The sequence below is a fragment of the Nocardia sp. NPDC023733 genome, from assembly GCF_040639775.1.
Lineage (GTDB): Bacteria > Actinomycetota > Actinomycetes > Mycobacteriales > Mycobacteriaceae > Nocardia > Nocardia rosealba.
In genome coordinates this window covers 1926866-1938911 of the sequence record NZ_JBFAAN010000001.1, presented here as the reverse complement: position 1 = coordinate 1938911, position 12046 = coordinate 1926866, and the positions used below count along the sequence as shown (strand labels likewise).

Genomic DNA, 12046 nt, shown 5'->3' with positions numbered 1-12046 from the left:
GCTGGCGTGATGACCGGAGCGATTCTCGCGGTGTCGTCGGCGCTGCTGCTGTGGGCGATGCTGGCCGGTTGGCTCGAACGTCACCGCATTACCGCGCCGATGGTCGTGGTCGCCGCGGGGATCGCCGCCGGTGTGGCGGCCCACGGCCGAGTCGGCGACGTCCTGGACGCGCACGCGGCGCTCGAGGTCGCCGAGATCATCCTCGCGGTGCTGCTCTTCGTCGATTCCTCCGAGGCACGAGGACGGTTGCTCGGAGGCAGCCCCGGACTCGTCATCCGGATGATGGTCGTCGCGTTGCCGTTGAGCGTTCTCGCGGCCATGCTTGTCGGCTCCTGGCTGTTTCCCATGGCCGGGTGGGCGCTGCTGCTCGTCATCGCGTGCGTGGTGGTCCCCACCGATTTCTCGCCCGCCTCGACGATCTTGCGTGACGAGCGAGTGCCCCGCCGAGTTCGCGATGTGCTCAATATCGAAGCAGGCTACAAAGACGGCGTCCTGGCACCGGTCTTGTTCTTCGGTATCACTCTTGCCGCGGGTACCGACCGTTCGAGGTCCGTGCTCGGGGCGCTCGCCGACGTGGCATGGGCCGTTGCCCTGGCGATCATGGTCGGGGCGGCGCTCGGGCTACTTTTCGGAGCGGGTGTCAACGCGGCGGAAGACCGTGGGTGGATGACCGCACAGTCCGAACGCATGGCCGTCGTGGCCGTCCCCCTGTTGGTGTTCGCGGTGGCACACGCCGTGGGCGCCAACGAGTTCGTCGCCCCGTTCGTGTGCGGCGTGCTGTTCCATCACCTGCGTCGCCGGTCCGAACGTTTCGCCGAAGGTCGCCGGCTGATCGACGACGTGGGTTTCCTGCTGACCACCCAGATGTGGTTCGTCTTCGGAGCCGCCGCCGTCCTTGCCCTGGCCGGCGATGTCACCTGGCGATCGGTGGTGTTCTGCGCGGCCGCGCTCACCGTCGTCCGCATGGTCCCCGTCGCTGTTTCCCTTCTGGGGACCGATGTTTCGTGGCATGAAACGCTGCTTCTGGGCTGGATGGCGCCGCGTGGTACACCGTCCATCATCTTCGGATTGCTTGCCTTCAACCTGCTGCCCGAGGCGTACGGCGAGCACGTTTTGACGATCATGGTCATGACGGTGCTGGGAAGCATCGTCTTGCACGGGGCCGGGTCGACTCTTGCCGCGCACCTGTCGAGTCGACACCAGGAACGAGTGGCTTCGTCTCGGTGATCGAGGATCAGACTCGGTCAGGATTCCAAGTCGCGATCGCCCAGATGATGACGAGGTCGATGCCCACCATGATCATCGACCACCATGGGTAGTACGGCAGGGACAGGAAGTTGGCGATGATCGACAATGCGGCCAAGCAGTAGGCGAAGATTCGGGCCCACGTCGCTGTGACCATCATTCCGATGGCGACCGCTACGAAAAGCAATCCGAGCGCGAGGTGGATCCAGCCCCAGGTGCTGACGTCGAACTGGTAGGTGTATTCGCTCGGGATCAGGAACAGCTCGTCCTTGGTGATGCCGGCGATCCCGCGCAATATGCCGAGGGTGCCTGCCACCAGGAGCATGATCGCGGCGAGCATGGTGATACTCGCGGCCAAACCTTGGCGGACCGGGTGTGAGGTGGTGGTCATGGTTTCGACGCTATGGCCACCGATGGAAACTCGGTTCCCCCGTTTCGGGTGAAGCGGGGGAGGTGCTGGGCCCATCGGTGCAGGAAAGCCTGTCGGCCGGTTGACGGTGTGAAGACGACGATCAGGGCCGAATCACGAGGCGGAAACCCAGGTGCGAGGTCGAGGTGTCGATGGTTTGAGCCATCCTGGCCGCGGGGCGGTACCGACGGCAATAGTTCGGTGCGCACAGGTGCGACCCGCCTTTGATGACGCGTCGACCCAGGCGCGATTGTGTCGGATCGCGACTGTCTTCAACAGCTAGTCTGATTCCCGATGAGACGCGTGACAGCCTTGATCTCGATCGCCGCGGCGACGCTGGCCGCCGCCTGCCGAACGCCCGACGAGACCACCCCAGTCGAGCCACCGCAGACCGTTCTGGCGTGCCAGGGCAAATTCGTGACCGGCCCACAGACGATCGCCGGACTCGATCTGTCGAAGTTCATGCAGCGCACCCGCCTCCCACCGGATGTCCGCATTGCGGCAGGAAGATCGGCGTTGTCGCCCGAGCGACCGGGCTCGGTGGACTTGTACCTCGAGCTCTGTCTGCCCGGCACGGCGACGATGAACGATCTCCTCCCGGTCGCCACCGACCTGGCTCACGACCTCAAAGCCGACGAACTCGGCTCCCGCACAGCCACATTGACCATCACCTGCGTCTGCGCCCACCTCCCGATTCGAACCGAAGTACGCGACGAGGACTTCCCTGGCCATCTATGGAACGGCACCCCGTCCCGCGAGGCCGAGTACCGGACCTGGACCAGGTCCGACAGCTGAACCGCTAGTTGCGGAGCCGGAGTACGTGACCGGCGCATTCTGCGAGCAGGACACCAAGGCGCCTGCGCGTGACTGTTCGCGGGGCATCATCCGATTTCGTTGGTCGACCGCATGAACAGGTCGACTGCAACTTTGTATATTCGGACATCGCTATTCCGTCGTGGTGATTTACCTATGGAGAAACCTACAACGGTTCCGGTGAAAGCTTATGGATTCATATCGAAATATTTGAGGACGGCTCGCTCCGTGAAAATTCGAGCACACGCCTCCGAGGTTCAAGTGAGTTCTGGCTGAGAAATTAGTCTGTGACCGGCTTCTGGTCGAACGAGCTGCACATACCCGGCCTAGTAATGTGAATTATTTCCGTAAGCGTGACATTACTCGCGGGTCGTGATCTGATGTGACCGGTCCCGCTCATGGGACGCATCACAATCGCACTAATGAGGATGGCAGTATGAGTTCCAGAATCTTTCGGCCGCTAGCGGCGGTGGCGATCGCGATGTCGGCGACCGCGCTGGGCGCCGGCGTGGCCGCGGCCGAGGCTCCGACGGTGGCTCCGGTGTCCGGCTCGGTGGAAGTGTGCCTGCCCATTCATTTGGGCCCGCTCGAGGTCAGCTTCTGCCTGTGATTGTTCGCTGAACTCGTGATTCGGTGGCATGGGCGTGGGATCGCGCGGGTCCTGCGCTCCGGCACATGTCACGAAGGCAGCGTCCAGACGGGTCCGGAGCCGATCGTCGTCTCCGGACCCGTCTTTCCAGTCGAGCCGGAGAAGAACGGCAGTCATCCGGTCGAGGGTAAGCAATGACCGGCAAATGGAGTTTGGGCGCAATGATCGAAACAATTGCCGACGCAACCGGATTCAGCCGGACCGTGCAACGTCGAGCCCCGCTGCTCGCGGTGCTGTTTCACGGCGGTCGAGACCCGAATTCGCACAAGATCAAACCGGTATTCGAACAATTCGCCAGGACCGAGGGGCGGGCGATTTCGTGCGCGACAATGGAGTACGACGACTGGTCGAGGGTTGTCGAGGAGCATCGGATCATCGCGCTACCCACCATTCTGATATTCGTGTACGGCGAGGTGCGCGACCGGATCGTTGGCGCCCGAACTCATCGGGAGCTGGTCGGCGACTTCGCCGAGTACATGTCCCTCCCGTTCAGTTCATCGGTTTCGACCGGATCACGCCTGGATGTTTGAAACTGTTGGTCATTCCCGCGAATCGAGTGCGCAGGATCATGACGAGAAATTCGAACCGCAGCACGGCGGCGAAACCAGCTCCGAATGGCGGGCACGTCATGCAGATCATCCCCGGCCTCTCCAGCGGCGAGGCCTGGGACTGGCGGGAATTCGCGAGTTGGGCCACCGCTGGCGATGACGCCCGGATGCCGATCCCGGCGAGGCTGTCGTCCACATCGTCGCCGAGCGCCTGGGATTCGACATCGTCAGCCTCTACTTCGACAGGTCGTCCACACGACACGCGCCCGACTGCCGAGCGCACCACGAGGACGCCGCGGTCGAGGATCTCAACTGCCTTGTCGCGAGATTCGGGGCCAGGATCGACAATCTCGCTCATCTCGTGACGTGGAGCAACACGGACTGAGATCGCGAGCTCGGACAGCGGCCTGAACCGCCGGTGTGGGTGGATACCGCACCGGCGGCTCGGCTGTCTACTTGCGAGCCTGCGTTTTACGGGCGGTTTCGCTCGCGTTGGACAGCAGCATCAGCGCGAGAACGGTGCAGGCGACCGCGAGCGGTGGCAGTGCGCCCGAACCCCACCTGGCCAGGGTGAGACCGCCGAGCAGACCGCCGAGGGCGACACCCAGGTACGTGCCGGAGGTGTTGAGCGCCAGCGCCTGTGGGGCGAGGGCGCCGGACAGGGCGGCGAGCCGGGCTTGGATCGCGGGTGAGTTCCAGAAGGCGGCCGCACCCCACACGGCGAGCACCGGCACCACGGCTGTGATCGGGACCGGGCGCATGCCCCACAGCAGCCACAGGCCTGCCATCGACCCCGCGACGGCGCCCATACCGATCAGCAGGGCGCGGTCCGGGCCGCACCGGTCGGTCATCGCGCCGCCACCCCACATGCCGAGGGTTCCTGCGATACCAGCCAGCCCGAAGGAGAGGGCACGGGCATCGACGGCCGCCCCGGCGACATCGGTGAGGAACGGCGCGAGGTAGGTGAGCATCATCATCGAGCCGGTCATCAGCGACATATTGGCCAACAGACCGAAGGTCACCGGCCGCCGCCCCAGGCTGCGTACCTGCGCCCGCCAATCGGGCGCAGGATCGCCGAACGTTTTGCGCGGCAACGTGATCAGCAGACCGGCGAGGGCGAGCACGCCGCATACCGCCATGGTGGCGAATACCGCGCGCCAGCCGAATACGCCACCGATCCAGGTGCCGATCGGCACACCGACCGCGATCGACCCGGTGACGCCAAGCGCCACCACCGCGACATAGCGGCCGACCTTCGCGGCGGGGGCCTGCTGGACCGCGGTGGCGAACAGTGCCGGGGTCGCGACCGCTGCGGCTGCCGCCGCAGCGACGCGCAAGATCAACAGGACGGTGAACGACGGCGTACCCGCCGCGGCCGCGTTGGCGGCGACGAACGCGCACAGGCTCGCCACCAGCAGCACGCGTCGAGGGGCGCGGGCCAGGACGACGGCGGCGACTGGCGCCACCAGGGCGACTGTCACGGCGAACACGGTGATGAGCTGACCGGCGGCGGCCTGGCTCACGCCCAGATCGCGGGCGATCTCGGGCAGGACACCGGCGATCGCATAGTCGTCGGTATAGAACACGAACGAGGCGGCGAACAGCGCCGCCAACCACTTGGGCATAGGGGTACTCCCACTGAGTGCGAAGCGGACGGCACATCCGAGGAAACGGGACGGCCGCGCGGACGACAGCGGGTCCAGCCGGTGGACTTCAGAGCAGCACGAATTTCCGCGCCGTCAGGGCGCGGTGTCGCCGACTCGAGGCAGCCACCGGGGGACCGGTGGCTAGGGTCTGTCCGCCTCTGTCACAGTGGTCACGAATCACACCCTACTGCGAGACCGGATATCGGACCGGGCGGAGGTGGTACCTCGTTGGCCGGCCACGGCTTCGGTAGTACGCCCGGCACTCCATTGGCGCTGTGTGCCGCGCGCGGCGGTGCCCGGGTGGTTGCGGTACGTTCCGGTGGAAGTAGTCGAGCCATCGACTTCGGCTTTCCTACGGCGCAAGATCCAATACTGCTGTCCCGGTACCGAAGTCGGTCGGGACCGAGGTGCGATCGTGCACGATGAGCCACCTGCCGCCGATCTTCTGGAAACAGGCCGTCCAGCGGAACCAGAAGTCGGTCTTCTGCCCGTCTGCCATGGTGCCCATCATCCGGTTCAGGCTCCGGCTGAAGGCCATGTCGTCGCCCACGGTGATCACCAGATCGCGTATCTCGAAATCGATCGCTCCGATGAAACCGTCGAACGTGTCCTCCCATGGCTTTCGATACGAGTCCCAGCCGATGTAGCGGAGTGGTGGAACGATGTCGAAGGAAACAGTGTCCGGAGAGTGGATCGCCTTCGCGGCCGACACATCTCGGTTACGGAACGCGGCGACCCAGCTGTGGATCACTTCCCGGATCTGCGCTTCATCGCTACTTCCAGTCGTATCAGTCATATCCACATCGAACCTCCCGGTGGGCCCCGCTGTTCCCAGTGTTGCTGCACAACCTCCGACGCGGGCTGGATGTTCATCGTGTGCCATGGGTGATCCGAATCAGGTCGAATCGCGAAAGCGCCTTGTCGCCAAAGTGATTCGCAGAGGAGGCCTATACTGATCGAGCATCACGCGAGTCCCGAACGATGACTGTCCGACATCGCAGCAACAGGAGGGCCACCGCTTTGACGAACGACGATATCCTCGACCGTAAGTTGACTCGACGTTTCCAGACGTTCGATGTCGACAACAACGGTCGAATCGAACGCCGGGATTTCGAAAACTCGGCCATCCGCCTCGCCGACGAGTTCGGCCGTGCCCCAGGCACGCCCGCACGTGAGCGACTGCTCGAATTGAGTCTCGGACTGTGGGAGCGGTTGGTGTCGGCCGCCGACGCCGACGGTGACGGAACTATCGACCTCGACGAGTACAAGCGGGCGTTCACCGCAGGTCTGCTCGTCACCGAGGAGTCCTTCGAAGCGGGGTACCGACCGTTCCTGGAAGCGATCATGGCGGTGGCCGACACCGACGGCGATGGGCAGCTGAATCTCGACGAGTACATTCGCTGGACGGGTGCGTTGATGAACCTGCCCGAATCCGATGTCCGCGCAGTGCATCCGCGTCTGGATACCGACGGCGACGGTCTGGTCGGCACCGACGAGATCCTGCAGGCGATCCGCGGCTACTACTTCGACGAGTCACCCGACGGCCCCGGCGGTTGGCTGCTCGGTTCGCTGCCGAATTGACCTGATCCGTTCCGGCCATGCCACCAGCCGCTGTTCGGGTGACGGTTCCGAATGTCATATCGATGGTGCGGCAGGTGAGTGGCGGGTCTGATTCTCGCCGGTTGTGCGGGCTTGGATCTCGTTGTCGGCGAATGCCGCTACAAGGCGGGCAGTCGTCGCGATCACCTCGTCGCGTATGTGCCTGTCTTCGAGTACGGCGGCGCGTAGGACTATGCCGAAACACGCACTGATGATGGTGATGGTGAGTACGTCGTATTCGTCGTCGGCGCCGGGTCCGAGGATCTGGATGATCTGCATTTTGACCAGCAGTCGCAGGCGTACTTCGAGCTCGGGCATGCCGCTGCTGTAGAAGTCCAACCCGGCTATCAGTGCGCGTACGAGTGGGACGTCGGTGACCATCTCGTCGACGATGGCTTCCAAGACGCCCGAAACCAGTTGCTGCACGGGAGTGTCCGAGAGGTCGTGGGCACGTTCGGTGAATCGTCGTTCGATGTTGTTCTGGATACGGGTGAGTAGTTCTTCGACGATCGTTGCTCGGTCGGGGAAGTATCGGTAGACGGTTCCGATGCTCACCCCGGCGGCAGCGGCGATGCGGTTGGTGGAGGTATCGGTGATGCCGCGTTCGCCGAACAGTGCCGCGGCGGCATCGAGTATGTCCTCGCGTGTTGCCTTGGCACGGTCCTGAGTGGGGCGCCGTCGGTTGGTCGATTTGGGCGGCACCCACACCCTCCTCGAGTCCAGCCGCGATCTCAGCGTCGGCAAGTCTAGTTACGGCGGCGATTGCCTGAAATGGGGCGAGGACCGAAATCCACGCGGCCGGACGGTGGCCGGTCACGACGCATGAACGGCGTTGTCGGTTCGGGCATTTGGGGCCCATCCGCTGCGGGTGACTGATCGCGCAGCGCCGAGCGCAGCCATTGATGGGCGGGGTCGGCGCGGTGGGAGGGCTGCCACCTGAAGGCTTCCACCAAGAAGATCCCAGGGCACGGCAGGACCCGGATCTGCTTGTATCCACGTCACGCGTCTCGCCGCGCCTGGAACCGGGTAGTCCCGCCCGATACCGTCGACCGGGTTACACGGCGACCCGATCTCGGCCCAACCCCTGACCGCTCATCCGCCGAGGGTGTCGGTGAGCGTGCCGATCGCGTAGGTCACCGCCATGGCAAGCGCACCGCCGACGACGACCCGTAGCACTGCTCTGCCTCGCGCGCTTCCGCCGAGTCGCGCGCTCAGCGACCCGGTGAGCGCGAGCGCTACGAGTACCGCCACGAAGGTCACCGGCACCCGCCACTGTGCCGGCGGCAACACGATCGCCAGCAGCGGGAGCAGCGCTCCGCAGGTGAACGCGATCGCCGAGGAGCCGGCGGCGGCCCATGGATTGGTGAGTTCGTCCGGGTCGAGTTTGAGTTCGGCTTCGGCGTGGGCGGTGAAGGCGTCGTGGGCGGTCAGTTCCTCGGCCACCTGGCGCGCGGTCGCCGGGCTCAGGCCCTTGGCCTGGTAGATCTCGGTGAGCTCGGCCAGTTCGTAGTCGGGGAAGGCGGCCAGTTCCCGTCGTTCCTTGGCCAGCAGCGCTTTCTCGGAATCGCGTTGAGTGCTCACCGATACGTACTCACCGGCCGCCATGGAGATCGCGCCCGCGACGAGCCCGGCCACGCCCGCCGCGAGGATCGTCGTGCTGTCGTTCGTCGTCGCCGCAACACCGACCACCAGACCGGCGGTGGAGACGATGCCGTCGTTGGCGCCGAGTACCCCGGCGCGCAGCCAGTTCAGCCGGGAGGCCAGGCCCTCGGTATGGGGTTCGTGCGGATGGGTGTCGGTCGGCGATTCCTGCACCCGATCAGCCTAAACGAGCTCGTCGCACCGCTGGTTCACGAAGACCTCGACGTAGCCGGCGCATCGGCGTGTCTAGGCTGTCGAGTATGACGAAGTCGGGGGTGGCGTCGGAGGCGGTCGAGATATCGCGAACATGGCAGTACGCCATGCGTGCGACAACTGCGGCGTCGTGCTTCGGGACTGCGGTGTTGCTGTTCGAGGTGGTCACCGACTACACCTTGACGGCTCTGCTGCTGGCAGGTGCCGTTCTGGTCGCAGCCGGGGTGGCGTGGATGGTTCTCGCGCCGATCGGTTGCGCGAAGTATCGCGAGTACCGGGCAGTCATGATCGCTCCGATCGTGGTGGGAATCGGTGTCGCGCTGGTGTTTTCGGGGGTACCGGACCGGCTCGCCTGGTGGCTGTCCGCAGACTCGTTCACGCGTGCCGCGCAGGTGTGCGCCAAGGGTGATGCGACCTGGTTCGGTGTGATGCACGTCGACGGCATCTATCCATACGACGGCGGGTGCCTTTTCGCGATCTACCCCACCGACGGCGGCGTCGCCTACTTCGCTCCCGGATCGAGACCGCCGAGCGGACCGCCGCGCCCCTACGCACACGTGTACGAGCGCTTCGCCCCGAACTGGTACCACTTCAGCACACCGATCGTGCACGACTGACTTCGTCCGCTGCCTGTCCGTGCGAATTCCGCCGGACCCCCGGCCATCTCGGCCGCGCGGTAAGGCAGGCGCCGACGACTACGACCTCGAATTGTCGGATGCACCCCCTTAGGTCAGGCGCACCGTCATCCGGGACGAGGCGAAACTCGTCGAGATCCTCTGGTGCTGGCTCGAAGGTGATCGCGCAGCGGTCGACGCCCTGGACTGGGGTCCTCTCGAACGACCATGACAGGCGGGCTGACGAGCAAGGGGTTCGCGAGATACGTGTGGCGGTCCGGTGGTCTCAGGAGGGGCTTGTCACCGGGTACCGTTGGGCGGTGAATCCAGCCGACGCGCGACTCCTCAAAGACGGTGACCTCGAGACTCGCGAGGAAAACCTGCGGCAGCTGCTGCTGCGAACCGAGGAGGGCGACGCATCGGCGGCGGAAGCTCTGCGTGCGCTCGTGCGGGACTATCCCGACTACCACCGGACGCTGTACAGCCGGGCGCTGAATCGGGCTGGACTCTTCGGCGACGACACGCTGCGCGAGCCGCTGCTCGCCTCTCTTGCCGACACCCGCTACAACTGCCAGGCATGGGCGGCGATGGGCTGTGCCGCCCTCGGCTTCCACGACGCGGTCCCGGGCCTGGTCGCGATGCTCGACCACCCGCAGGACATCGCCCGCGACCAGGCGATCGTCGCGCTGGGTGTCCTCGGCGACGAATCGGTGATTCCGGCCCTCGTGCCCCTGCTGGGGGACTCGAACAGCGGTATGCGCGAGCGTGCCGCCGAAGCCCTCGGCATGATCGGTGGCGATGCGGCGCTGGCCGCCCTCTGGGACGAGTTCGAGAACCGCCGCTACTACCGCATCGGCTACATCGCCAGCGCACTGTCGGTATTCGCGCCGGACATCATTCCGCGACTGATCGAAGCGGCTTCGAGCGAGGACGCCGACCAGCGCTACTGGGCGGCCGTCGCCCTCGGCTCGACCGGCGACGACAGCGCGGTGCCGACACTGGAACGGCTGATGGCCACCGACCGCGGCTCGACGGTGTTCGACGGCATGGTGAGTGTCGCCGCGAAGAAGGGGCTGCGCACACTGCGCCGCATCCAGGCCGCGATCGCCGCCCGCGAATCCTGATCGAGCGCCGGTGGCGCACGCCCCGCGCTGTTCTCCTCCTCGCGAGCAGGTCAGTTCGGCGCAGATCGCGGCAGGTGCGGGTCCATCCAGTGCAGCATCCGATCCACCGAGTCCGCGCAGTCACCGTGGGCCCCTGACTCGGCCCATTCGATCAGCGCGGCGAAGGTAGCGGACTGGTAGGCGGTCGCGATGGCCCGGCAGATGGCAGCGGGGGAGTTCGGCAGCCGATCGGCGAGGTAGGCCGAGAGCGTATCGATCCACGGTCGATAGATCCGTGGTGCGGTCGCGGCGAGTTCCGGCTCCGACGAGATCAGCCGCAGCCAATCCGGCGCCAGCTCCTGGATCCGTGGATCGCGCGACACCGACTCGACGATCGCGGTCCTGACCACCACCGCGGGCGACTCCTCGGCGGCGGCCCCGGCGAGTGTCGCGCGCAGCCGCTCCGTCGCCGGTGCGACACCGATCCAGGCGATATCGGAGCGGGACGAGAAGTGCCGCAACAGGGTTCGTGTGCTCACGCCCGTGGCCTCGGCGAGTTCGTTCCAGCCGGTGGCGGCGAACCCATACTCGGTCCACAACCGCAGCGCACCGGCGGACACGGCCGCGGTGTCCAGCACGGAGGGACGGCCGGGACGGCGGGCAGGCTGGGTCACGGCGAAAGCCAAACAGTTTTGGCGAAGTGTGTCAATATCGGTGGGCCGTCACCGAAACAGGAGAAAAGTATGGATTTCGTCAACTCGTCCGCGATCGTCACGGGCGGCGCGTCGGGCCTCGGCTTGGCGACCGTGCAGGAACTGCACGCCAAGGGCGCCAAGGTCGTCATCGTCGACCTGCCCTCGTCCAACGGCGCGGCCATCGCCAAGGAACTCGGCGAGGGCGCGGCTTTCGCAGCCGCGGATGTGACCGATGAATCGGCGGTGGTCGCGGCACTCGACATCGCTGAATCGCTGGCCCCGCTGCGGATCGCCGTGAACTGCGCCGGAATCGGCAACGCGATCAAGACGGTCGGCAAGAAGGGCGCCTTCCCGCTCGCCGACTTCACCAAGGTGATCAACGTGAACCTCGTCGGCACCTTCAATGTGATCCGGCTGGCCGCCGAACGCATGTCGGCCACCGAGCCCGTCGGTGAGGAGCGTGGCGTCATCATCAACACCGCCTCGGTCGCCGCCTACGACGGCCAGATCGGCCAGGCCGCCTACTCGGCGTCCAAGGGCGGCATCGTCGGCCTGACCCTGCCGGTCGCGCGCGACCTGGCGAGCTTCAAGATCCGCGTCGTCACCATCGCACCCGGCCTGTTCCGCACGCCGCTATTCGAGACGCTGCCCGAGGAGGCCCTGCAGTCCCTCGGCGCCCAGGTCCCGCACCCCTCCCGCCTCGGTCAGCCGACCGAGTTCGCCGCACTGGCCCGCCACATCGTGGAGAACCCGATGCTCAACGGCGAAACCATCCGCCTCGACGGCGCCATCCGAATGGCCCCGCGCTGAGTCCACTGTGCCACACGGCATCCGGTCGGCAACAAGGTCGACCGGATATCGGCGCGGTCGT

At 65.7% G+C, this 12046-nt stretch carries 15 protein-coding genes and 1 pseudogene; 8 read left to right on the top strand and 8 right to left on the bottom strand.

The window, feature by feature from the left end; all coding sequences use genetic code 11:
• Positions 1–9: 9 nt before the first annotated feature.
• A complete protein-coding gene (locus tag AB0F86_RS08980) occupies positions 10–1227 on the top strand; it encodes a cation:proton antiporter (protein ID WP_356983075.1) in 1218 nt (405 codons plus the stop codon).
• Between the two features lie 7 nt (positions 1228–1234).
• On the opposite strand, the gene AB0F86_RS08975 is transcribed toward AB0F86_RS08980, so the two are convergent.
• Together AB0F86_RS08975 and AB0F86_RS08970 are read right to left on the bottom strand one after the other, a co-directional pair.
• Entirely contained in the window at positions 1235–1636 is a 402-nt protein-coding gene (locus AB0F86_RS08975) for a hypothetical protein (protein WP_356983074.1), read from the bottom strand.
• 121 nt (positions 1637–1757) lie between these two features.
• Positions 1758–1928: pseudogene (locus AB0F86_RS08970) on the bottom strand (SUMF1/EgtB/PvdO family nonheme iron enzyme); the annotation flags it as partial.
• Positions 1929–1948: 20 nt separating this feature from the next.
• Between AB0F86_RS08970 and AB0F86_RS08965 the strand changes: the two are divergent.
• From AB0F86_RS08965 to AB0F86_RS08955, 3 genes are all read left to right on the top strand, one after another.
• Complete coding sequence (locus AB0F86_RS08965; RefSeq protein WP_356983791.1) at positions 1949–2449, top strand: hypothetical protein; 501 nt, start codon at positions 1949–1951, stop codon at positions 2447–2449.
• Positions 2450–2903: 454 nt separating this feature from the next.
• The gene (locus AB0F86_RS08960; protein ID WP_181699701.1) at positions 2904–3077 is read left to right on the top strand and encodes a hypothetical protein; all 174 of its coding nucleotides are present in this window, start codon (positions 2904–2906) and stop codon (positions 3075–3077) included.
• Positions 3078–3277: 200 nt separating this feature from the next.
• On the top strand, positions 3278–3646 hold the full coding sequence (locus AB0F86_RS08955; protein WP_356983072.1) for a thioredoxin family protein: 369 nt from the start codon (positions 3278–3280) through the stop codon (positions 3644–3646).
• Here AB0F86_RS08955 and AB0F86_RS08950 read toward each other — a convergent pair.
• From AB0F86_RS08950 to AB0F86_RS08940, 3 genes are all read right to left on the bottom strand, one after another.
• Positions 3606–4022 carry a hypothetical protein gene (locus AB0F86_RS08950; RefSeq protein ID WP_356983071.1) on the bottom strand — a complete coding sequence of 139 codons (417 nt, stop codon included), beginning with the start codon at positions 4020–4022 and terminating at the stop codon, positions 3606–3608. The two genes, AB0F86_RS08955 and AB0F86_RS08950, sit on opposite strands and share 41 nt — an antisense overlap.
• A gap of 94 nt (positions 4023–4116) precedes the next feature.
• Positions 4117–5289, bottom strand: coding sequence for an MFS transporter (locus AB0F86_RS08945; RefSeq protein WP_356983069.1), 1173 nt, complete (start codon positions 5287–5289; stop codon positions 4117–4119).
• Positions 5290–5662: 373 nt separating this feature from the next.
• The gene (locus AB0F86_RS08940; protein WP_356983067.1) at positions 5663–6193 is read right to left on the bottom strand and encodes a nuclear transport factor 2 family protein; all 531 of its coding nucleotides are present in this window, start codon (positions 6191–6193) and stop codon (positions 5663–5665) included.
• Between the two features lie 137 nt (positions 6194–6330).
• Between AB0F86_RS08940 and AB0F86_RS08935 the strand changes: the two genes are divergently transcribed.
• Positions 6331–6891, top strand: coding sequence for an EF-hand domain-containing protein (locus AB0F86_RS08935; protein WP_356983065.1), 561 nt, complete (start codon positions 6331–6333; stop codon positions 6889–6891).
• A 54-nt stretch (positions 6892–6945) separates the two neighbouring features.
• Here the strand turns inward: AB0F86_RS08935 and AB0F86_RS08930 are convergent, their stop codons facing one another.
• Positions 6946–7611, bottom strand: coding sequence for a TetR/AcrR family transcriptional regulator (locus AB0F86_RS08930; protein ID WP_356983063.1), 666 nt, complete (start codon positions 7609–7611; stop codon positions 6946–6948).
• 390 nt (positions 7612–8001) lie between these two features.
• Positions 8002–8724 carry a VIT family protein gene (locus AB0F86_RS08925; RefSeq protein WP_225279683.1) on the bottom strand — a complete coding sequence of 241 codons (723 nt, stop codon included), beginning with the start codon at positions 8722–8724 and terminating at the stop codon, positions 8002–8004.
• An 86-nt stretch (positions 8725–8810) separates the two neighbouring features.
• Between AB0F86_RS08925 and AB0F86_RS08920 the strand changes: the two genes are divergently transcribed.
• Positions 8811–9380 carry a hypothetical protein gene (locus AB0F86_RS08920; RefSeq protein ID WP_356983061.1) on the top strand — a complete coding sequence of 190 codons (570 nt, stop codon included), beginning with the start codon at positions 8811–8813 and terminating at the stop codon, positions 9378–9380.
• Between the two features lie 317 nt (positions 9381–9697).
• Positions 9698–10501: a HEAT repeat domain-containing protein gene (locus AB0F86_RS08915; protein WP_356983059.1), complete on the top strand. Its 804-nt coding sequence runs from the start codon at positions 9698–9700 to the stop codon at positions 10499–10501.
• Between the two features lie 50 nt (positions 10502–10551).
• Here AB0F86_RS08915 and AB0F86_RS08910 read toward each other — a convergent pair whose 3' ends face one another.
• Complete coding sequence (locus AB0F86_RS08910; RefSeq protein ID WP_356983057.1) at positions 10552–11154, bottom strand: TetR family transcriptional regulator; 603 nt, start codon at positions 11152–11154, stop codon at positions 10552–10554.
• 69 nt (positions 11155–11223) lie between these two features.
• Between AB0F86_RS08910 and AB0F86_RS08905 the strand changes: the two genes are divergently transcribed.
• Positions 11224–11985, top strand: a complete 762-nt coding sequence (locus tag AB0F86_RS08905) for a 3-hydroxyacyl-CoA dehydrogenase (protein ID WP_356983055.1) — start codon at positions 11224–11226, stop codon at positions 11983–11985.
• Positions 11986–12046 lie beyond the last annotated feature (61 nt).

Coding starts and splice junctions, on each gene's coding strand:
- AB0F86_RS08920 (WP_356983061.1), top strand. CDS start 8,811: ATGACGAAGTCGGGGGTGGCGTCGGAGGCGGTCGAGATATCGCGAACA.
- AB0F86_RS08950 (WP_356983071.1), bottom strand. CDS start 4,022: ATGAGCGAGATTGTCGATCCTGGCCCCGAATCTCGCGACAAGGCAGTT.
- AB0F86_RS08965 (WP_356983791.1), top strand. CDS start 1,949: ATGAGACGCGTGACAGCCTTGATCTCGATCGCCGCGGCGACGCTGGCC.
- AB0F86_RS08940 (WP_356983067.1), bottom strand. CDS start 6,193: ATGGCACACGATGAACATCCAGCCCGCGTCGGAGGTTGTGCAGCAACA.
- AB0F86_RS08955 (WP_356983072.1), top strand. CDS start 3,278: ATGATCGAAACAATTGCCGACGCAACCGGATTCAGCCGGACCGTGCAA.
- AB0F86_RS08975 (WP_356983074.1), bottom strand. CDS start 1,636: ATGACCACCACCTCACACCCGGTCCGCCAAGGTTTGGCCGCGAGTATC.
- AB0F86_RS08980 (WP_356983075.1), top strand. CDS start 10: ATGACCGGAGCGATTCTCGCGGTGTCGTCGGCGCTGCTGCTGTGGGCG.
- AB0F86_RS08945 (WP_356983069.1), bottom strand. CDS start 5,289: ATGCCCAAGTGGTTGGCGGCGCTGTTCGCCGCCTCGTTCGTGTTCTAT.
- AB0F86_RS08960 (WP_181699701.1), top strand. CDS start 2,904: ATGAGTTCCAGAATCTTTCGGCCGCTAGCGGCGGTGGCGATCGCGATG.
- AB0F86_RS08905 (WP_356983055.1), top strand. CDS start 11,224: ATGGATTTCGTCAACTCGTCCGCGATCGTCACGGGCGGCGCGTCGGGC.